At 63.0% G+C, this 20,120-nt stretch carries 14 protein-coding genes; 8 read left to right on the forward strand and 6 right to left on the reverse strand.

Going from position 1 to position 20,120, the window contains the following annotated elements; all coding sequences use genetic code 11:
* Positions 1-194: 194 nt before the first annotated feature.
* The 5 genes from JF616_05090 to JF616_05110 form a co-directional block, all read right to left on the reverse strand.
* The gene (locus tag JF616_05090; GenBank protein MBW8887118.1) at positions 195-1,019 is read right to left on the reverse strand and encodes an ABC transporter ATP-binding protein; all 825 of its coding nucleotides are present in this window, start codon (positions 1,017-1,019) and stop codon (positions 195-197) included.
* 1 nt (position 1,020) lies between these two features.
* The gene (gene ntrB / locus JF616_05095) at positions 1,021-1,980 is read right to left on the reverse strand and encodes a nitrate ABC transporter permease (GenBank protein MBW8887119.1); all 960 of its coding nucleotides are present in this window, start codon (positions 1,978-1,980) and stop codon (positions 1,021-1,023) included.
* Between the two features lie 2 nt (positions 1,981-1,982).
* On the reverse strand, positions 1,983-3,257 hold the full coding sequence (locus tag JF616_05100) for an ABC transporter substrate-binding protein (GenBank protein MBW8887120.1): 1,275 nt from the start codon (positions 3,255-3,257) through the stop codon (positions 1,983-1,985).
* Between the two features lie 730 nt (positions 3,258-3,987).
* Complete coding sequence (locus tag JF616_05105; protein MBW8887121.1) at positions 3,988-5,046, reverse strand: ABC transporter substrate-binding protein; 1,059 nt, start codon at positions 5,044-5,046, stop codon at positions 3,988-3,990.
* A 20-nt stretch (positions 5,047-5,066) separates the two neighbouring features.
* On the reverse strand, positions 5,067-6,281 hold the full coding sequence (locus JF616_05110) for a NarK/NasA family nitrate transporter (protein MBW8887122.1): 1,215 nt from the start codon (positions 6,279-6,281) through the stop codon (positions 5,067-5,069).
* A 440-nt stretch (positions 6,282-6,721) separates the two neighbouring features.
* On the opposite strand from JF616_05110, the gene JF616_05115 reads away from it, so the two are divergent.
* The 5 genes from JF616_05115 (at position 6,722) to JF616_05135 (ending at position 15,167) form a co-directional block, all read left to right on the forward strand.
* Positions 6,722-8,641 (forward strand): NirA family protein, encoded by a 1,920-nt coding sequence (locus JF616_05115; GenBank protein ID MBW8887123.1) that lies wholly within the window; start codon positions 6,722-6,724, stop codon positions 8,639-8,641.
* A 2-nt stretch (positions 8,642-8,643) separates the two neighbouring features.
* Entirely contained in the window at positions 8,644-10,599 is a 1,956-nt protein-coding gene (locus JF616_05120) for a sulfite reductase subunit alpha (protein MBW8887124.1), read from the forward strand.
* A gap of 23 nt (positions 10,600-10,622) precedes the next feature.
* Positions 10,623-12,320: a dimethyl sulfoxide reductase anchor subunit gene (locus JF616_05125; protein ID MBW8887125.1), complete on the forward strand. Its 1,698-nt coding sequence runs from the start codon at positions 10,623-10,625 to the stop codon at positions 12,318-12,320.
* Positions 12,321-12,336: 16 nt separating this feature from the next.
* Complete coding sequence (locus JF616_05130) at positions 12,337-14,622, forward strand: molybdopterin-dependent oxidoreductase (GenBank protein ID MBW8887126.1); 2,286 nt, start codon at positions 12,337-12,339, stop codon at positions 14,620-14,622.
* 71 nt (positions 14,623-14,693) lie between these two features.
* Positions 14,694-15,167 (forward strand): nitrate reductase associated protein, encoded by a 474-nt coding sequence (locus tag JF616_05135; protein MBW8887127.1) that lies wholly within the window; start codon positions 14,694-14,696, stop codon positions 15,165-15,167.
* Here JF616_05135 and JF616_05140 read toward each other — a convergent pair.
* Positions 15,164-15,820, reverse strand: coding sequence for an HAD-IA family hydrolase (locus JF616_05140; GenBank protein ID MBW8887128.1), 657 nt, complete (start codon positions 15,818-15,820; stop codon positions 15,164-15,166). The two genes, JF616_05135 and JF616_05140, sit on opposite strands and share 4 nt — an antisense overlap.
* Before the next feature lie 265 nt (positions 15,821-16,085).
* On the opposite strand from JF616_05140, the gene JF616_05145 reads away from it, so the two are divergent.
* From JF616_05145 to JF616_05155, 3 genes are all read left to right on the forward strand, one after another.
* On the forward strand, positions 16,086-17,210 hold the full coding sequence (locus JF616_05145) for a Gfo/Idh/MocA family oxidoreductase (GenBank protein MBW8887129.1): 1,125 nt from the start codon (positions 16,086-16,088) through the stop codon (positions 17,208-17,210).
* Between the two features lie 101 nt (positions 17,211-17,311).
* Positions 17,312-18,670 (forward strand): hypothetical protein, encoded by a 1,359-nt coding sequence (locus tag JF616_05150; GenBank protein MBW8887130.1) that lies wholly within the window; start codon positions 17,312-17,314, stop codon positions 18,668-18,670.
* Positions 18,671-18,681: 11 nt separating this feature from the next.
* Entirely contained in the window at positions 18,682-20,091 is a 1,410-nt protein-coding gene (locus JF616_05155; GenBank protein ID MBW8887131.1) for a hypothetical protein, read from the forward strand.
* The last annotated feature ends 29 nt before the right edge of the window (positions 20,092-20,120 follow it).

The raw sequence follows: 20,120 nt of genomic DNA on the forward strand, positions 1-20,120 counted from the left end.
GCCGCCGGGAATTGTCCCGCCGGCCCGGTCGGGCCGATCTTCGGATTCGCGTGGCCGGACGGACCGGCCAGGTTTAAAGGCTCGTCACGCGCCCATGCTCGGACCACGTCCGCGGGACCGGTTCCCGCGCAGCCGACCCACCGGCTCTACGCCGCCGTCGCATGGCCGGATCCGGCGGAACCGGCCGATGGGTCTTAAGCTGCGGCAGCATGGCCGGTTCCGATCAAGTACTGCAACAGTTCCTTCCGGATCGCCAGGTAATGGGAATCTTCCAAGAGCGCTTCGCGCGTGCGCGGGCGCGGGATGGGTACGTCCACCACCTTCGCGATGGTGGCCGCTGGCCCGTTGGACATCAGTACGATGCGATCCGAGAGGAACACCGCTTCGTCCACGTCATGCGTGATCATGATGACGGTTTTCCGGTTCTTCTCCCAGATGGCGGTCAATTCGTCTTGCATGCTGCCGCGGGTGAGGGCGTCCAGCGCGCCGAAAGGCTCGTCCAAGAGCAGCACCTTGGGATCGGCCGCGAAGGCGCGCGCGATGCCCACGCGCTGCTTCATCCCGCCCGATAGCTGCGGGGGTTTCTTATGGATGTGCGCGCCCAGATGCACCATCTCGACGTAGCGCTTGGCCTCGGCCAGGCGGAAGTCCTTGGGCTTATCGGGATAGACCGAATCCACGGCCACCAGGACGTTCTCCAGCACGCTTAGCCAAGGCAGGAGAGAATGGCTTTGGAAGACCACGGCCCGGTCCAGCCCGGGCGCGGTCACCTCTTTGCCGTTCACGGCCACGGTTCCGGTGGTGGGCAGGTAAAGCCCCGCCACCAGGTTCAGCAAGGTCGACTTGCCGCAACCCGAATGCCCGATGATGCTCACGAACTCGCCCTTGCCGATGCGCAGGTCCACGCCGGCCAAGGCATGATAGCGCTTCTTGCCCGAGCCGAACAATTTGTGCACGCCGGAGATGTCCACGAATTTCGCCTCGTTCTCGGCGATTTTATCCGCCACGGGATCGCTCATTTCAGTCTCCTATGCTTCCGAAGAGGAGGGCGATACGGGCCATGATGCGATCGAGCACCAAGCCCACCATCCCCACGTAGAATACCGACACGATAATGTCGCTCATGCGCGACGAGTTCCAGGAATCCCAGATGAAGAAGCCGATGCCGACGCCGCCCGTGAGCATCTCGGCCGCCACGATAGCCAGCCAGGCCATGCCGATGGCGATGCGCAGGCCGGTGAAGATGTACGGCGCGGCCGACGGCAACATGACCTTGAAGAAGTAGCGCGAGCCCTTCAGCTGGTAGACGCGGGCCACGTTCTCGTAATCGGCGGGAATGCGCATGATGCCCACCGAGGTATTGATGATGATGGGCCAGATGGCGGTGATGAAGATGACGAACACCGCCGACGGGTTCGCCTGGTTGAAGGTGGCCAGGGAAATGGGCAGCCAGGCCAGCGGCGGGATGGTACGCAGCACCTGGAAGATGGGATCGAAGGCCTTGAAAGCCATCGCAGATTTGCCGATCACGATTCCCAGGAAGACCCCCACCACGGCGGCCAGGCTGTAGCCCAGCCCCACGCGCTCCAGGGAAGAAAGCAGATGCCAACCGAGGCCCTTATCGTTGGGCCCGTTGTCGAACCAGGGATGGGCGATCAGCTTCCACGATTCCGTCACGGTTTTGATAGGCCCCGGCAGGGTCACGCCTGTGCGCGAGGAATAGATCTCCCAGAACAGGCCGATGAAGAAGATCGCGATCACCGGCATGATGAAGGTGCGCGCGCGCTCGCGGATGCGTTCCGCGCGTTCGCCGTCCTCGCCGGGGGGCGGAAGCTTGGCCGCCGGACGTGTCGTCTGCGCGGCCATCCTGCTCTCCATTTTCCCCAGCCCCGGCCCCATGGGCTTGGGCCGTTCCGTCCCCGACTTTTGCCCGTTCGTCAGGGATTTCTCCTGCGACGGGAACTTGGGTTGCGTATCCATGATCATTTCTTCGCGCCCTTCTTGCCGTCGATGTTCTTGATCTTCAGCTTGGCCAGGTAGCCTTCCGGATCGTTGGGGTCGAAAGTCACGCCGTCGAAGAAGGTCTCCACACCGCGCGAATCGCTCTCGGGGATCATCGCTTCCTGCCCGATCGCTTTGGCGCATTCCTTCCACAGGTCGGCGCGGTTCACTTCGCCGATCACCTTGTCGTAGTCCACGCCGTTGGGGAGGAAGCCCCAGCGCCGGGTCTCGGCCAGGAACCACTTATCATGGCTCTTGTAGGGGAAGGAGGCATGGTCGCGCCAGAACTTCATGAACTCGCCTTCCTTGGGCTTGCGCTTGCCGTCGCCGTATTCGGTGTGGCCCTGGATCCTGGGAAGCAGATCCTCGACGTTGCAATTGATCCAGTTCTTCTGGGAGAGGATGGTAGCCAATTCCTTGGCGTTCTCGGGCTTATCGCACCACATCTGGGCTTCCATCACGGCCTTCAGCAGCGCTTTGGTGGCGATAGGATGCGCGTCCACCCAATCCTTGCGCATGGCGAAGGACTTCTCCGGATGGTCCTTCCAGATTTCCTGGGTTTGGATGGCCGTATAGCCGATGCGCTGGTTGATAAGCTGCTGGCCCCATGGCTCGCCCACGCAGAAGGCGTCCATGTTGCCTACGCGCATATTGGCCACCATTTGCGGGGGAGGGATCACGATGGTGGCGACGTCCACGTCCGGGTCGATCCCGCCGGCCGCCAACCAATACCGGATCCAATAATTATGCGTCCCGGTGGGGAAGGTCATGGCGAAAGTAAGGGGCTTTCCGCCCTTCTTCTTCGCCTGCGCGATCCAGGGTTTGAACGGCGATGCATCCTTGCCGATGCCGTCTTCCGCGTACTTGGAGGCGACGGAGATGGACTGGTTGTTATAGTTCAGGCGCGCCAGGATGTACATGGGACAGGGTTTATTGCCCTTGGTCACCAGCCCTAAGGTCAAGGCGTAAGGCATGGGCGTCAGGATATGGGCGCCGTCGATGCCTCCGTTGCCGGAACCGAGCTCGAGGTTGTCGCGCGTGGCGCCCCAGGAAGCCTGCTTAAGCACTTCCACGTCGGGCATGCCGTACTTGGCGAACAAGCCCTTTTCCTTGGCGATGGCCAGCGGGGCGAAATCGTTGAGCGCGATATATCCGAGCTTGGCCTTGGTGGTCTCGGGCTTATCCTGCGCCGCCGCGCGGCCCGTCGCGGCCAATGCCAGCGCGATCCCCGCCAGGACGCCCAGGGCCTTGCGCATGCGGGCCGGGAATCCGATCGCATTTCGTGATCCTTGTAACGGTTTATCGGATCCGGTTCGGGGTGTAAGGGGGGACGGGAATGCCTTCATGATCGGACTCCTTGATTTGATCGAACCGGCCGGCGTGCGGGCGCCGGCCAGGGAAAAGGTGCGGACCCCCGGCAGGAGGCATGGGGAACATGGTCCTGCCGGGGAAAGGGACCGGGGATGGGTCCCACCCGGGGCTGGGAAGGTCCATCCGAGGTTACGCGGAAGGACGGCGCCGGGATCCCGCTGGGGAGCGGAGTCGGGTTCCGCGCCGGCGGCGGAGGCCGCCTGGCGCGAACCGAAGTATCCTAAAGCTTTCCGATCCAGCGAACCCATTGGGCATACTCCTTCGGCCGAAATCGACCGGGGTGGGTATGTCCAAAAGCCCGGACGGACCGGAGTAAGCGGGATCCGCGGAAGCGGATCCTAGTGCGCTTGCGCGCCCTCGCCTATCGTTTGCGCCGCGGCGCCGGGATGATCCCGGCCCCCAAGGGTTCCGTTTAAAACCTGCGACGCGAACGTTCAGTTGGCGTATTGTTACGGACGTCATTCATGAAAAGCAAAGCGTGGGCCAAGCTTGCCGTCGCGACAATCCAGCGCAATCGGCCGCTAATCGCGCCCGCACGGACCTCTAAAGTCACGAATGGCAAGTTCTGTCACGAACCCGCCAACAATTGGCGGCAATGGGAAAAGGATTTCGGTATCAGGCTTCGCGCGGATCGGCGGCGACCGCGGAGGATGCGGCCTTACGGGGTAGCCCGGAGGTTACGGATCGGTAAAATGATTCCAGGCACACGTCGGAAAGATCCAGGGAACGGGCCACCGTAGCGTCGGCGTTACCCCAGCGGATCATCTGCCCCAAATACCAACGCGCGTGCTCGCGGGCCGGGAACACGGGGGCATCGCCGTGGCGGAAATCGGCCCAAGTATCGGGGCCGCTGCTATCGGGGTTTTCCGCGAAGCTGCGCAGGGCCCCTTCGATCACGTTCTTGGGGGTATTGACGTAATGCTTGGAGGCCAGGATCTCGACCGCGCGCGGGCGATTGACGGGATCTTCCAGCCACTCGGATGCCTGGTATAGCGCCCGTATCAGGCGCGCATGTTCCAAGGAATGGGAGCGGTGCCATCCCAGGCGGACGCCCAATACCTTGTCGCCCAAGCCGGGCAGCAGCGTCCGGCTCTCGGCCGTCAATCGTCCCAGCTTGGAAGCCGCCGCGCGGCGGCTCCAGGGCTCGGCCACGCAGAAGCCGTCGATCTCGCCCTTGCGCAACCGGCCCACCATCTCTTGCGGCGCCACGAAGCTTAAGGAAATGCGTTTCCCCACCTCCATGCCGGCCCGGCCGAGCCAAGTGCGCAGGATATATTCCTGGGGGCTTTCCGGGAAGACCACGCCCAAGCGCAGAACGCGTTCGGGATCGGCATCCAACCAGGCGCGCAAGGAGACGGGATCATGCGCGCCCTGGTTCCAGAGCGCGTTGGATAGGATGATGCCGTTGCCTTTATAGCCCAGGGTGAGCGCGTAAACGATCGGCGGCTCGTCGGGCAAAGCATCCAGCGCGGCTTGCAAGGCGGCCGTGTGGAGCAGATGGGAGGCATCCAGCTCCCCGGCGACGAGCTTATCGAATGCCTGTCCCCAGGACTGCGCCTTGCGCAGTTCCACTTCCACCTGCTGCCGGGCGAAGAAGCCTTCCTCCTGGGCCACGGCGAGCAAGGCGCAATCGACCAGGGGAATGAAGCCGATGCGGATGATCTCGCCGGGCAAACCGAACTCCGTTCATTTTCTTACACGCGCGCGCGGGCTACTTCCGGGGAGCCCCAGGTGGCGCGCCAACGGAACTTCACCTTGAAAAGGATACCGAAGGCGCAAGCGCCCAGCAAGGCATATAGCAAGAAGCCCAACCGATAATCGCCGGTGAGTTGCTTGGACATGCCCAGCGAGGAAGCCAGGTAGAAGCCGCCGATGCCGCCGGCCATGCCCACCAAGCCGGTCAGCGTGCCGATTTCCTTCTGGAACCGCTGGGGCAGAAGTTGGAAGACCGCGCCATTGCCCATGCCCATGGCCATCATCCCAACGACGAAGAGGGAGAGGGTAATGGCCAGTGAGGTCGGAAGCACGGCCACGCCGAGCATGGCGAACACGACGACCACGTAGAGGTATTGGAGGGCGCGCGCGCCTCCGAAGCGATCCGCCACGCTTCCGCCGATGGGCCGGAACATGGATCCGCAAAAGACTATGCCCGCGGTGAGGTAGCCGGCTACCTGCGGCGGCAACCCGAACTGGCTATTGAAATAGATGACGAGGCTGGAAGCCAGGCCCACGAAGCCGCCGAAGGTGACCAGGTAGAAAAGCATGAACCACCAGGCGTCGCGCTGCTTGAGGACCTGGAAGTAGCGCGTGAGAGGCTGGGCCGCGGGACGACCCGGGGCGTCCTTGGCCAGCCAGGCGTAGATGACCATGGTGATCGAAAGGGGGATAAGGACCAAGCCCAATACCCCGTTCCATCCGAAGTGATTGGCTAGGGCGGGGGCGAATAGGGCCGAGAAGACCGTACCGGAATTGCCCGCGCCCGCGATCCCCAAGGCCAGGCCCTGGGCTTCGGCGGGATACCAGCGCGATGCCAGGGGCAACGCGACCGCGAAGGAGGCTCCGGCCACACCGAGGCAGACGCCCAGGGCATAGACCGCGTGCAGGCTGTGAAGGCCCACCATCCAGGAAATGGCCAAGGCCGCCAATACGGTGCCCTGTCCGATTAGCCCGGCGCGCTTGGCGCCGATGCTATCTACCAGAAGCCCCATGAAGACGCGCATGACCGCGCCCGAGAGCACGGGGACGGCGACCATCATGCCCTTCTGCGCGGGCGAAAGGCCCAGGTCTTTGGCGATGTGCACGCCCAAGGGGCCGAGCAGCACCCAGACCATGAAGCTCATGTCGAAATAGAGGAAAGCGGAAAACAGGGTGGGCACGTGGCCGGCCTTCGCGAAGTCTTTCAATCTCATCTTGGGTCTCCTGCCTGACAATTCCAAGCAAAGGATGCGCCATCCCGAACCTCGAGCCTGAAATGTCAAGCCGGATCACCCCTTAAACGGGTCGTTCCCGGGAGCAGGTCCCCATTATATACAGGAGAAGGGGGATGAAACGAAACACGCAGGTTACCCCTCGTCGCTTGAAGCGAGCCAGGCCCGCCTCCCAAAGGACGCCAACTCCCAAGCTTTCCCCCGTTTTGTAAATCTGGAAATCGTGACATTTGCTTCCAATTGTAAACAGACCTTTCCTTGACACCCCCCCGCATGCCCTTCCTTTCCTGATTTCGGAGTGAACGGGGAGAAATTTTTATGGTATGCCCTTTGCGTTCTTAGCTCGGTAACACGCCAATTGTCACCGGTCCGTCCGAGCCTTTGGCCATCGCAATATCCCCTGGTATCAGGAGGAGAGGGCTATGGCACAGGATCTAAACGCCGGTAACGGACCCGGAACGCTGTCGACGCTTCCCGCAGGCGGCTTCCCCCAGTCCTTCACGCCCACCCAAAAGGAATACCTCGACGGGTTCCTTCGCGCGCTTTCCGGCCCCGCAGCCGGAAACCCTGTCGCAGCCCGGACCGCCGCCGGCGCTAAGCCCTCCGCCTCCGCGTCCGCCTCCACATCTTCCGAAATCGACTTGCCCCCGGGCAAGCGGGCGCAGTTGGCCTGGCAGGCCGCCGGCAAGCGCCTGTCCAAGGAAGAGCAGATCAAATTCGATTCCGATCCCCTCGATTGCTGGCCGCGCATCGCCGAGCTTTCCGCCCAGGACAAATTGCCCGAGGGCGAGGACGTCTTCCGTTTCAAGACCCATGGCCTATGGAACGTCTCCCCCGCGCAGACGTCGATGATGAGCCGCCTCCGCATCGCCGGCGGAGTTCTCAAGTCGCACCAAGCGCTTGCCATCGCCGCCGCCGCGGAAGCCTATGGCGGGGGCTTCGTGGACATCACTACGCGCGCCAATCTCCAGATCCGGGAAATCCCCGGTCGCCACATGCTCGCGCTCTTGACCGATATGCACGAGGCCGGCATCGTTCCGCGCGGTTCCGGAGCGGACAATATCCGCAACGTCACCGGCAACCCCACCTGCGGCATCGACCCCCACGAGTTCTACGACGTGCTGCCCCTCTGCCGTGAGTTGCATCATGCCATCTTGCACGACCGTTCCATGTACGGCCTGCCGCGCAAGTTCAACATCGCCTTCGACGGGGGCAATAGCATCGCCTCCCTGGAAGACACCAACGACATCGGCTTCCAAGCGGTGAAGGTGGACGCGGGCAAGGCCGTGGAAGCCGGGGTCTATTTCCGCATGGCCCTCGGGGGCATCACCGGCCATGGCGATTTGGCCCGCGATACCGGAGTCCTGCTCAAGGCGGAGGAATGCGTGCCGGTGGCGCGCGCCATCGTCCGCGTCTACCTGGAAAACGGCGATCGCGGCAACCGCAAGAAGGCCCGCCTCAAGTACGTCCTCGACTCGTGGGGCTTCGAAAAGTTCCTGGCCGAGGTCCAGAGCAAGCTTCCCTTCGCGCTGCGGAAATTGCCCGCGGCCGAATGCCGCTTCGCCCCTCCCGTCGACAAGGGCGCCCATCTCGGCATCCACTCCCAGAAGCAAGCGGGCCTTTGCTACATCGGCGTGGACGTACCGGTGGGCCGGTTGACTTGCGCCCAACTCCGCGGCCTGGCCGATTTGGCGACCCGCATGGGTTCCGGGGCGCTTCGGCTTACCGTTTGGCAGAACCTGCTCCTTCCGGACATCCAGGAAGCGCGCCTGGAAGAAGCCCTTAAGGCCCTCGGGGCCTTGGGCCTTACCCATGAGCCCGACCCGATCGCGGCCGGTCTGGTCGCCTGCACCGGCAGCGAAGGTTGCAAATTCGGGCTGGCCCCGACCAAGGCCACCGCCCAGGACATCTCCGCCTACCTGAAGGGACGCGTCACCTTGGACGCGCCGGTCAACATCCATCTCACGGGCTGCACCCATTCTTGCGCCCAGCATTTCATCGGGGACATCGGCCTCTTGGGCACCGGCGTGGAGACCGACGCCTACAAGGGCCCGGGCTTCCACTTCTATATCGGAGGCGGCTACGGCCGCGAAGGCCGCATCGCGGTGGCGGCGCGCCGCTCCGTGCCCCGCCCCGAGGTTCCCGCCGAAGTGGCCCGCATCTTGGAACTCTACCTCGGGAAGCGCCTTCCCGGGGAAACCTTCACCGCCTTCACGGCGCGCCATTCCGGAGCCGAATTGGAAGCATTATTCGCCGCCCCCGCGGACACCTCCGCCGGAGCCTTAACCGGGGAGGCCGTCCCCTCTGATAAAGGCCTTTCCCTGGCCGGGGAAGGGGCATAGCCATGACCGTACCTTATTTGCCCGAATCCGCCCCCTTCAGCCTCGATCAGCGCATGTGGCTGAACGGTTTCCTGGCCGGCCTGGCCAACGGCCTCATTCCCGCCGCGCCCCCCTCCGTAGCACCGGCGTTACCCGTGCTGGTTTTGTACGGGTCCCAGTCCGGGACCGCCGAGGGGTTGGCGCATGCCCTCGCCGATAAGTTGAAGGCCGCCGCTTTCGCCAACGGTTCGCCGGCCGAGCCCCGCGTGGCCTGCATGAATACCTATAAGGACATCGCCTGGGCTTCCGAGAAGACCATACTGTTGCTCACCAGCACCTGGGGCGACGGCGACATGCCGGATAACGGCGTGGCCTTTTGGGAATGGCTGAAAAGCCCCGAGGCCCCCGCCCTCGCCCACGTGAACTATGCCGTCTTCGGCCTGGGGGATAAGACCTACACGCGTTTCTGCCAGGCGGGCAAGAACCTGGATTCCCGTTTCTCCGAGCTGGGCGCCAAGCGCATGTTGCCCTTGTGCGAATGCGATACCGATTACGAGGCCAAGGCCGAGGAGTGGATGGCCCATGCCCGCGGGGCGCTGGAGCCCATCGCCGCCGCCTTGGGAGGTTCTTCTGGCGAAGGCGCGGCTCCCGCCATGTCCCATCCCGCGACCACGGGTCCCGCCGTCATCGGCGCCAACGGCCATGGCTCCGCGACGGCCAACGGAAGCGCCAACGGCGCCGCGGGGAACGGCGCGACCGCGAATGGTTCGTCCATGAACTCCATTTCCGTGAACGGAACGAACGGCGCCCACGGCACCAATGGGACCGCCGCCAAAGCCGCTTCCGCCTATTCCCGCAAAAACCCCTTCCCCGCCGCCTTGCTGGAAAACCATCCTTTGAACGCCAAAGGCTCCGCCAAGGATACCCGCCATATCGCCTTGTCGCTTTTGGGCAGCGGCCTGGAATACCGCGCCGGCGACGCCTTGGGCGTGCAGCCGCGCAATTGCTACGAGCTGGTGGACCGCGTCATCCTTTCACTCAATTGCCTGGGCAACGAAAAGATCGCCTTGGAGGGAGGCGAAGAGTTCGCCTTGCGCGCCGCCCTCCTCAACCGGCTCGATCTGCGCCGCGGATCCGAAAAGCTCCTGCGGCGGTTGTTGGAGATTTGCCGCAACGGCGGCGAGCAACGCCGCCTGCGCGATCTCACTTCCGGCGACGGCGAGAAGTTGAAGGCTTACCTGGCCGAACGCGATCTGCTGGACGTGCTGGAGGATTTCCCGCATACCCGCATCGATGCCCAGGATCTGGCGGTGACCTTGCCCAAGCTCGCGCCGCGCCTCTATTCCATCGCGAGCTCGCCCAAGGAGAACCCCGGCGAAGTGCACCTGACCATCGGCGTCGTCCGCTACCTGAACGACGGCCGCCTACGGCGGGGCGTGACCTCCACCTTCCTGGCCGAACGCGTTCCCCTGGGCCTCACGGTCCCCGTATTCGTGCAGCCCTCCGCCCATTTCAGCCTACCTGCCGACGGAAAAACACCCATCATCATGGTGGGCCCCGGCACCGGCGTGGCGCCTTTCCGTGCCTTCCTGCAAGAGCGGCGCGCCAACGGCGACGCCGGCAGGAATTGGCTCTTTTTCGGCGATCAGCGCCGGCGTTTCGATTACCTGTACAGCGAGGAGTTCGCCGGCATGCAGGCCGCGGGACATCTCTCGCGCCTGGACCTGGCCTTCTCGCGCGATCAGGAAGAGAAGGTCTACGTGCAGGATCGCATGTTGGAGAAGTCGAAGGAGCTCTTCGCCTGGCTCGAAGAAGGCGCGCATTTCTACGTCTGCGGCGATGCCAAGCGCATGGCCAAGGACGTGGAGGCGGCCTTGCTGCACGTGATCTCCAAGGAAAGCGGGAAAGGCCCGGAGGAAGCCAAAGCCTACCTGGAGAAGTTGAAGGAAGGGAAGCGCTACCAGCGCGACGTATACTGATGGCCCCCTCGCTTTCCAAATTCATGGGGGATGGCGAAGAACTCATCGGCGCCTACCTGCAAGAACAACAGAACCTGACGGCGGTGGAGCGCTTTTCCAACCTCCACGACGCGAGGCATGCGAGCGGCGCGCCCAGCCTGGAAAGCCATTATCGCGATCTGCTTCCCCTGGAAAAGCCCAAGCCCGGCCAGCAATACGCCTTCGAGGTCGATCTGGATCGCTGCACGGGCTGCAAGGCCTGCGTCACCGCCTGCCACAGCCTCAACGGCTTGGACAGCGGGGAGACCTGGCGTTCGGTGGGCCTCATCCACAATCCGATCGGCAAGCGCTTGCAGCAGACGGTCACCACCGCCTGCCAGCATTGCCTGGAACCCGGGTGCGCGCATGGCTGCCCCGTCAAGGCCTACGAAAAGGATCCGGTCACCGGCATCGTTAAGCACCTGGACGATCAATGCATCGGCTGCGAGTACTGCATCCTGAAATGCCCTTACGACGTGCCGCAATACAACCACGAGCGGGGCATCGTGCGCAAGTGCGATATGTGCGTGGGCCGCCTGGAAGTCGGCGAGGCCCCCGCCTGCGTGCAGGCTTGCCCCACCAAGGCCATCCGCATCACCCTGGTCGATCAAGCCGAAGTCCGCAGCCATTACGCCGAGTACGCGGCCCTGCCCGGCGCGCCCGATCCGCGCCATACCTTGCCGACCACGCGCTATAAGACCGTCCGTAAATTCCCCGAGAGCATGGAAGCGGCCGACGCGTACAAGCTGCGCAAGGAAAAGCCCCATTATCCGCTCACCTCCATGTTGACCTTGTCCCAGCTGGCCGTCGGCCTTTTCATCCTGCTGGAGGCGGGCACCCTCGCGGGCATCCTTCCCACGCACGCTGGTTTCCAGGCCGCCGGCCATCTCACGGCCGCGCTCATCCTCTTCGCGTCCATCGTCCTCAGCGTCGCCCACCTGGGCCGGCCCCTCTACGCCTTCCGCGCCTTCCTGGGGCTGCGCCGTTCCTGGCTCAGCCGCGAGATCCTCGCCTTCACCTTGCTAGGGGGATGGGTCTCCGTCGTCACCGCGGGCGTCTTGGCCACCGCGTTCGGTCCCGCGCTCACCCTGCATTTCCCCGCCCTAGGCCCGTCCCTCGGGAAAGCCGCCGCCTGGACCGGCAGTCCCGCCTCGCGCATCGCCCTTTGCCTGCTCGGCCTGGCCGCCTTGCATTGTTCCGCCATGATCTACCGCGACACGCCCCGCGCCTTCTGGGCCACGCGCCATACATCGGCCAAGTTCCTGCTCACGGCCCTGGCCGGCGGCCTGGCCAGCCTGCTTACCTTGGGGATGGTCGCTACCCTATGGGTCCCCGCCTTCGCGGACGGATTGGCGGCTTGGGGCCGTTGGGTTTGCATCGCCCTTCCCTTCGCCGTGTTCGCCAAGCTCGCCGTGGAAGCCCGCATCCACCGCCATGGCGACGATCAAGAGCCCACGCCCCTCAAGAAGACCGCCTTGCTGTTACGCGGTCCCTTGCGCGTAGCGCATGCCTGGCGCTTCAACGCCGGCCTCTTGGGCGGATTCATCCTCCCCATGTTCTGGCTGTACCGCGACCGCGCCGCATTCGGCGCCGGCGATCTTATTCTCGCCCTTTCCATCCTGGCCGCCGTCCTGGCGGGGGAATGGCTGGAGCGATACCTGTTCTTCACCGCCTGCGTGCCGCCGCGCATGCCGGGCGCCTGAGCGCGGAAAGCGAACCATGGCCGTAAAAGATCGTCTGGCCGGGCTCTTCAAGGACCGCAACGGCCGCCTCACCCACGAGATGGTGCTTTCGCCCGGCCGCTTCGGCCTGGGCAAGACGCCCCATCGCCTGCGCCCCGACGCGACCACCAGCATGGTGTGCGGCTTCTGTTCCACGGGCTGCAGCCTTAAGATCCACATGAAGGACGGCAAGGCCGTCAACCTCACCCCCGATCCCGATTATCCCGTGAACCTGGGGATGGCCTGCCCCAAGGGTTGGGAAGCCCTGACCCCGCTGGCCTCGCCCGATCGCGCCACCACGCCCCTGCTCCGGAACGCCTTCGGAGCCTTGCAGCCGGTGGACTGGGACACGGCCCTCAAGACCTTCGTGGCCCGCTTCCGGGGCGTGCTGGAACGGCACGGGCGCGAGGCCGGGGCCTTCCTGAGCACCGGCCAGATCCCCACCGAGGAGATGTTCACGCTCGGGCTTTTGGCCAAGTTCGGCATGGGGCTCTTGCATGGCGACGCCAATACGCGCCAATGCATGGCCACCTCCCACGTCGCTTACAAGCAATCCTTCGGGTTCGACGCGCCGCCCTTCGCGTATAAGGATTTCGAGGAATCGGACGTGCTCGTCTTCATCGGGGCCAATCCTTGCATCGCCCATCCCATCATGTGGGAACGGGTGATGATGAACAAACGTAAACCGGAAATACTGGTGGTTGATCCGCGGCAAACGGAGACCGCCTTGGCGGCTACGCGCCATTATCCCATCCTCCCCAAGTCGGATTTGGCCCTGCTCTACGGCCTCGCCCACGTCCTCTTCGCGGAAGGCTGGATCGATCGCGAATACATGGAAGCGAATACCGTCGGTTGGGAAGGCTTCCGCGAACACGTACGGACCTTCGATCCGGAATCGGCGGGAGCCATGACCGGCCTCGGGGCCGCGCGCATCCGGGAGTTCGCCGCCCTGCTAAAGCCCGGCAAGCGGGTTTCCTACTGGTGGACCATGGGCGTGAACCAGGGGCATGAGTCGGTACGCACCGCCCAGGCCATCATCAACCTGGCCCTCATGACGGGCAACATCGGCAAGCCGGGCACTGGCGCCAATTCCATCACCGGCCAGGTCAACGCCATGGGCTCGCGCCTCTTCAGCAACACCACCGGCCTGCCCGGCGGCCGCGATTACGCCAATCCCGCCCACCGCGAGGAAGTGGCTTCCCTGCTCGGCATCGACGCCGCCATCATCCAGGATAAGCCGGGCCAGGCTTATGATCAGATCATCGACGGCGTGGAGGCCGGGCGCATCAAGGCCCTGTGGGTGATCGCCACCAATCCCGCGCATTCCTGGATCAACCAGGAGTCCTTCCGCCGCGCGGCCGCGAAGCTCGAGTTCCTGGTCGTGCAGGACATGTACCCCAACACGGAAACAGCCCAATTGGCCCATCTCGTTCTCCCTTCCGCGGGATGGGGAGAGAAGGAAGGCGTGGTCATCAATTCCGAGCGCCGCCTGGGGCTCTTCAAAAAGGTTTCCCCCGCCCCCGGCCAGGCCTTGGCCGACTTCTACATCTTCAAGCTGGTCGCTAAGTATTGGGGCTGCGACGCCCTCCTGTCCCGCCTGAACTCCCCGGAAGACGCTTTCCGGCTGATGGGGGAATTCTCGCGCGGCCGTCCTTGCGACATCTCCGGCATTCCCGGCTACGCCGCCATCGACGCCGAGGGCGGCATCCAATGGCCGCGCCGGCCCGGTCCAGTAGGCGCGGATGCCGGCGCATCGGATGCGGGCGCATCTGGGCCAAATGCTGGCGCATCAGATGCGGGCGTATCCGGTCCGGACGCGGGCCGCGAACGCCGTCTCTTCGCCGACGGGCGCTTCTTCCATTCCGATGGCAAGGCCCGTTTCCTGTTCGCGCCTCCCCAGCCCCTACCCGAGCCCCCCGACGCGGACTATCCTTTCGCCTTGCTCACCGGGCGCGGATCCTCGGCGCAATGGCATACCAACTCGCGCACCGGAAAGTCGGCCGTGCTCCGCAAGCTTTATCCCTCCGAGCCGCAGATCGAAATCCATCCCGACGATGCGGCGCGCCTCAAGATCGTTTCGGGGGATTGGGTCGCGGTCATATCGCGGCGCGGACAGGCCCGCGCCCGGGCGCTGCCCGCTTCCACCGTGCAGCCGGGCCAAGTGTTCATGACCATGCACGACGCGGCCGTGAATAAACTTACCTTTCCGGCATTCGATCCCCATTCGCGCCAGCCTTCCTATAAGCACTGCGCGGTGCGGATCGCCCGGGAGCCGGCCGCCTAAGCCCATCGGAAGACGGGCCCAGGCGTTTTCCGCCGCCCCGTCGCCGACCCTTTCGCTCCCAGGGAGATCCGATGGACACCCAATTCTTCGGTTTCGAATCCGACTTCGTGGACTCCATGCGCTGCATCCCCATGGCCGCCCGCCTCCGGCTCGATCGCACCGGGGTAAAGCTTAAACTCAACGAATGGTCCAAGCTCGCCCCCGAGCTGCGCATGGCCCTGGCCCAATCGCCCTGCGGTTCGCCCGCGGAACGGGAACAGTGGAAGAACTTTCTGCTAGGCTTGGTGGAACAGACCTCCGGCTCCGCGCCTTCGCTTCTGCCCGAACCCGTCGAAGAAGCCTGGGAAGATCGGGGAACGGTGCCGGCCCAAGTATCTGCGCAAGCCCGGTCCCTGGGGCTCGCGCTGGATTCCGCTGCCTGGGCGGCGCTCACGCCCTTGCAACGTTTCGCTCTGGTGAAGCTCAGCCGGCCCGGCCATGAGAACCGCAATTTCCGCCCGGCCATGCAAGAGTTCGGCCTGATCCAAGAGGGCGCCGGAGACTAGCCGGCGAGGATATCCGGCGAGAACGATTCCAAGGAATCGAAGATCCTATCGGCGATGGCATATTCGGGACGGCCGCGGTTATGCGTTTCCGGAACCGCCACGCAGAACATGCCGGCGGCCTTGGCCGCGCGCACGCCGGCCACCGAGTCTTCGAATGCGATGCAGCCGCCAGGATCGGCCCCGAGGCGCGCCGCCGCCGATAGAAACACCGCCGGATGCGGCTTGCCGTGGATCTCGAGCACGGCGGAAACCACGGCATGGAAGCGACCCGCCAAGGCTAAAGTCTCCAGAGCGGCCGCGATCACCTCGGGAGGCGAAGAGGAAGCGACCGCCAGCCTGCAACCCGCATCGACGCAGAGATCCAAAGCGCGCACGGCTCCCGGCTTCACCGCTCCCGTCTTACCGAATTCACGGATCATGTAGGCATTCATGCTCGCGTTCAGCCGGGACGCGTTAAGGGTGGCCCGGGGAAAAAAGCCTTGCCATACCCCCATGGCCTCCTGCAACCGCATTCCCGTAGTCGAATGCTGCATCTCCAAGGTCAACTCCAGGCCCAATTCGGCGAATGCGGCCATCTGGGCTTTTTCCCAAAGACGCTCGCTTTCGATGAGCAACCCATCGAGATCGAAGACCGCCCCCGCAAACCGGCCCATGTCCGCCCTCCTCCCCTGCAAACATAAGAAACTGCTTATCCTGGCTGGATGAGCCTTTTTGTATACCATCCTATACACTCTTTCCCCGGGAACTGGATATCAGGGGTATCCATCCTCACTCCCGTCCCGGCACTTTGACGGAACGATTTTTGGACCCGACCTCTTTTTTCCCAAAAAGGACGAATTACATTTCTTTGCCATCAATTTCCGAATAGTGGCATGGATGTTGCCATTAGCGGGTCCAATCATCGAGTAAGAGGGAATCATGCCGGGAAAGATCAGGATCGGGATCGTTGGGCTGGGCTTCGGGGCGGAATTCATCCCCATCTACCAACGGCATCCGCAAGCGGTTATGCACTCCATTTGCCAGCGCAATCCGGAAAGCCTTAAGAAGGTCGGGGACGCTTTCAAGGTCGAGAAGCGCTTCACCTCCTACGAGGCCATGCTGAAGGATCCCGAACTGGACGCCGTGCACATCAATTCGCCCATTCCCGATCATGCGCATATGACCCTGGCCGCGCTCAAGGCCGGTAAGCACGTCATGTGCACCGTGCCCATGGCCACCAGCGTCGAGGACTGCAAGAAGATCGTCGACATGGTGAAGGCCACCGGCCTCACCTATATGATGGCCGAGACCGTCGTCTACGCCCGCGAGTTCCTCTTCGTGAAGGAGCTGTACGAGAAGGGCGAACTCGGCAAGGTTCAATACCTGCAGGCCAGCCATCAGCAGGACATGGACGGTTGGCCCGGATACTGGCCCGGCCTGCCCCCCATGTACTATGCCACCCATTGCGTGGGTCCCTGCCTGGGCCTGATGAAGTCGGACGCGGAAGTCGTTTCATGCTTCGGCTCCGGCACCATCCGCAAGGAAATGATCCCGATCTACAACTCCCCGTTCGCCGTCGAAACCGCGCATGTCAAATTCCGCAATTCGGACATCACCGCGCGCGTGATCCGCTCCCTGTTCGACACCGCCCGCCAGTACCGCGAGAGCTTCGACGTATACGGCGACAAGAAGTCCTTCGAATGGCCTCTGGTCGAAGGCGAGCCGCCGGTCATCCACACCGCCAAGAAGCCCGAGCACGAGATTCCCGCCAAGGTCACCGTTCCCGATTACGCCCGTCTCCTCCCGAAGGAAATCCAATCCTTCACCACCAAGGGCGTGTACGGCGATGAAGAGACCCATCTTTCCTTCGTGCAAGGCGCCGGCCACGGCGGATCGCATCCGCACCTGGTCAATGAGTTCGTGAGCGCCCTGTCGCAGAAGCGGCAGCCTTTCCCGAACCACATCCAGGCCGCCAACTGGACCTGCACCGGCATCCTCGCGCATGACTCGGCCATGCGCGGCGGCGAACCCTTGCGCCTCCCGGAATGGACCTTCACGTGGTAACGGCCGCACGGTCCCTCCTCGCATCATCCAATTCGGTCTATTCCAATCCCCTTTTCAATCTCGAAAGGTCAAGAATGAAGAAATCATTCCTTCGGCTCACAATGGCCTCCGTCCTTGCGGGGTTATCCATTTCCACTCCCGGCTTCGCCGACCTCGTGCGGAATCCCACCGCCGTGGGCGCCAGTTTCGACATCGGCCAAATCGTGCAGGGAACCATCTACGACGGCTCCAACGTCTCCAGCAAGTTCAACGGGGATAAGCAGCAGATCACCCGCACGGGCGTCTATCTCACCGAGTCGGGAACGTATAACGACCGACTGAGCATCTACCTGACGGTAGGCGGCTTGTTCTGGTACGCATTGCCCGAAGGCACCTCGTTCCAGTCGCATCGCATCTATTTCGGCCCCGGCGTGGGCCAGGCCCAAGGCACTTACAACTTCGGCAGCGATCCGAAAAACCCTGCGGCCGCCCTGCAATTCGGCCTCTTCAATTACAAATACTCCGAGGCCTTCGATCTGGGCGAATACCTGTACCGCAGCGGCACCTACCCCGGCCTGCTGGTTTCCGGCGGCTGGTCCTACATCAATGCCGCTTCCTACATGGCCCAGGGCGCGCGATTGAACGTGCCCCTCTGGGAAGGCAAGATCAGCAACGACTTCACCTTGTTCATGGAACGCGACCTGGAACCCACGAACGATCTTTCGCCCGGCTACCTGCTGAAAGTGAAGCCCATTCCCGCGCTTGAAATCGGCGCGGGCGTGGTGTGGTCGCATGCTATTTCCCTGAACGGCGCGCGTCTCGATCCGAAAAAATCGGCGAATGAATACAGCATCGCGACGGGACGTCCCTCAATCAATAACGGTTCCTCTTCGCCTGCCGACAGTTGCCCCTGCGGGTACTGGACCTTCAAGGGCTTCAAGACCATGGGCAGGATCTCGCTCGACATCGGCCAACTCATCAATTCCGACCTCATCCATCCCGGGGACTTCAAACTGTATTCCGAAATCTCCCTGCTGGGCGTCGAGGACCAGCCTTTCTTTTACACCAAGAAATCGGAACGCATGCCCATGATGGCCGGCATCGATATCCCCACCTTCGGCATCCTCGACCAGTTGGGTTTCGAAATCGAATACCACAAGTCGCCGTATCCGAACACCAACGGTAGCGTGCTGCAAAGCCAGCTTCCCATTCCCATTAATGACGGCCAGAATGCCTTCGATTACGACTTGAGCTCGAAATCAGCCGCCGCTCAGGACTCCCTCTCGAAGGCGATGAAGAAGGACGACGTCAAGTGGGCGATTTACGCCCGCCGCACCATCACGAAAAGCGTTTCGATCACCGCGCAAGCCGCCAACGATTACCTGCGGCATTTCAACTTCACCGCGTCGCCTTCCGCGATCCCGGCCACCTCCCTCCCCAGCGACTGGTATTATGTGCTCCGTCTTGAGTTCGGAATTTAAGGAGCACCCGAATGAAAAAGAACACCCTTAAGAACAAAGCCGGCACGGTTTGCGCCTTGCTCTCGCTTCTGGCGGGAACGACGTATTCCGATGTGGAATTCCATCCCAAGATCGTCGGGGCTGCCGTCGATTTCGGCGAGATCAAGAACGGGAAGGTGGGAGGCGAGGATTGGTCCGACCAGACCCTTACCCGCACCAGCGTTTACGTCACCACTTCCGCCACCGTCGACAAGAAGCTCGGCCTGTTCATGACCATCGGCGGCTTGTTCTGGTACCCGATCCATCCCGGCGAAACCACGCCCGAGCGCTTGGTCCGTTTCGGGCCCGGCGTCGGCCAAGCGCAGGGGATATATTCGTTCGGCGATCCCGAACATCCTTCCGCCACGCTGCAGTTCGGCCTCTTTCCGGAGAAATACAACCCGGATGCGACCAACTTGGGCGAGTACCTGTTCCGGAGCGGGACCTACCCGGGGTTCCTTATCACCGGCGGTTGGTCGTACCTCAACTCGGCGAACTACCTCGCCCAGGGCGCGCATTTCACCTTGCCCACCTTCGGCGGAAAAGTGACCCATGAAGTGACCGTTTTCATGGAACGCGACTACGAGCCGACCAGCGACTTTTCGCCCGCATATTTGATCACCGCGAAGCCTTCCGGTTTCCTCGAACTCGGGGCCGGCCTGGAATGGGCGCACGCCCTGTCGCTGAATCCCGATCGGCTCTCCCCCGACAAGACGCATGACGATTCGGTCAACAACGGTTACAGCAAGGTCACCAAAATGCCTTTGCGGGGCGCTTCCGATCCCGCGACGTTGGCCGCCTTGACCACTCCGGGGCAGATCGGGTTTTACACCTTCCGCGGATTCAAGGCCATGGGCCGGGTCTCCTTGAACTTCGGGGATCTGATGGGCCTCGATCCCCAAGCCTCCGGCGACTTCAAGCTCTATTCGGAAATCGCCTTGCTGGGTATCGAGGATCAGCCGTATTACTACGACAAGAAGAGCGAACGCATGCCCATCATGGCAGGCCTCTCCGTTCCCACCTTCGGGATCCTCGACAAGCTGAACTTCGAAGTCGAATACCACAAGTCCCGTTTCCACAATACCGTGGGCGCGCCGTTCTATTACTCCTTGCCCATCCCGCTCGACGACGATGGAACCACGGATAACCCCTACCGATACGACCTCAATTCCTATCCCGCCGCCGAACAGGATTCGATAGCCAAAGAACAAGAAAAGGATGATTGGCATTGGTCGGTGTACGCGAGCCGGAAGGTCGTCCAGGGAATTTCCTTGACGGGTCAAATCGCCAGCGATCACCAACGGCATCCCACCGGTCCCGAAGTGAAACCTTCGGTAGAACCCCCCACCTTGCGCCCCAAGGATTGGTACTACGTGGTGCGGTTGGATTTCGGGCTTTTTTAGGATAGGGTCATATTGTCGTAGGGCGGTGC

It is taken from the genome of Fibrobacterota bacterium (assembly GCA_019509785.1).
Taxonomy (GTDB): domain Bacteria; phylum Fibrobacterota; class Fibrobacteria; order UBA11236; family UBA11236; genus Chersky-265.

Bases quoted from the DNA above. Each gene is read 5' to 3' on its own strand.
- JF616_05130 (MBW8887126.1), top strand. From the start codon at position 12,337: ATGGCCGTAAAAGATCGTCTGGCCGGGCTCTTCAAGGACCGCAACGGC.
- JF616_05135 (MBW8887127.1), top strand. From the start codon at position 14,694: ATGGACACCCAATTCTTCGGTTTCGAATCCGACTTCGTGGACTCCATG.
- JF616_05140 (MBW8887128.1), bottom strand. From the start codon at position 15,820: ATGGGCCGGTTTGCGGGGGCGGTCTTCGATCTCGATGGGTTGCTCATC.
- JF616_05145 (MBW8887129.1), top strand. From the start codon at position 16,086: ATGCCGGGAAAGATCAGGATCGGGATCGTTGGGCTGGGCTTCGGGGCG.
- JF616_05090 (MBW8887118.1), bottom strand. From the start codon at position 1,019: ATGAGCGATCCCGTGGCGGATAAAATCGCCGAGAACGAGGCGAAATTC.
- JF616_05150 (MBW8887130.1), top strand. From the start codon at position 17,312: ATGGCCTCCGTCCTTGCGGGGTTATCCATTTCCACTCCCGGCTTCGCC.
- JF616_05115 (MBW8887123.1), top strand. From the start codon at position 6,722: ATGGCACAGGATCTAAACGCCGGTAACGGACCCGGAACGCTGTCGACG.
- JF616_05110 (MBW8887122.1), bottom strand. From the start codon at position 6,281: ATGAGATTGAAAGACTTCGCGAAGGCCGGCCACGTGCCCACCCTGTTT.
- JF616_05120 (MBW8887124.1), top strand. From the start codon at position 8,644: ATGACCGTACCTTATTTGCCCGAATCCGCCCCCTTCAGCCTCGATCAG.
- JF616_05125 (MBW8887125.1), top strand. From the start codon at position 10,623: ATGGGGGATGGCGAAGAACTCATCGGCGCCTACCTGCAAGAACAACAG.
- ntrB (MBW8887119.1), bottom strand. From the start codon at position 1,980: ATGGATACGCAACCCAAGTTCCCGTCGCAGGAGAAATCCCTGACGAAC.
- JF616_05100 (MBW8887120.1), bottom strand. From the start codon at position 3,257: ATGCGCAAGGCCCTGGGCGTCCTGGCGGGGATCGCGCTGGCATTGGCC.
- JF616_05155 (MBW8887131.1), top strand. From the start codon at position 18,682: ATGAAAAAGAACACCCTTAAGAACAAAGCCGGCACGGTTTGCGCCTTG.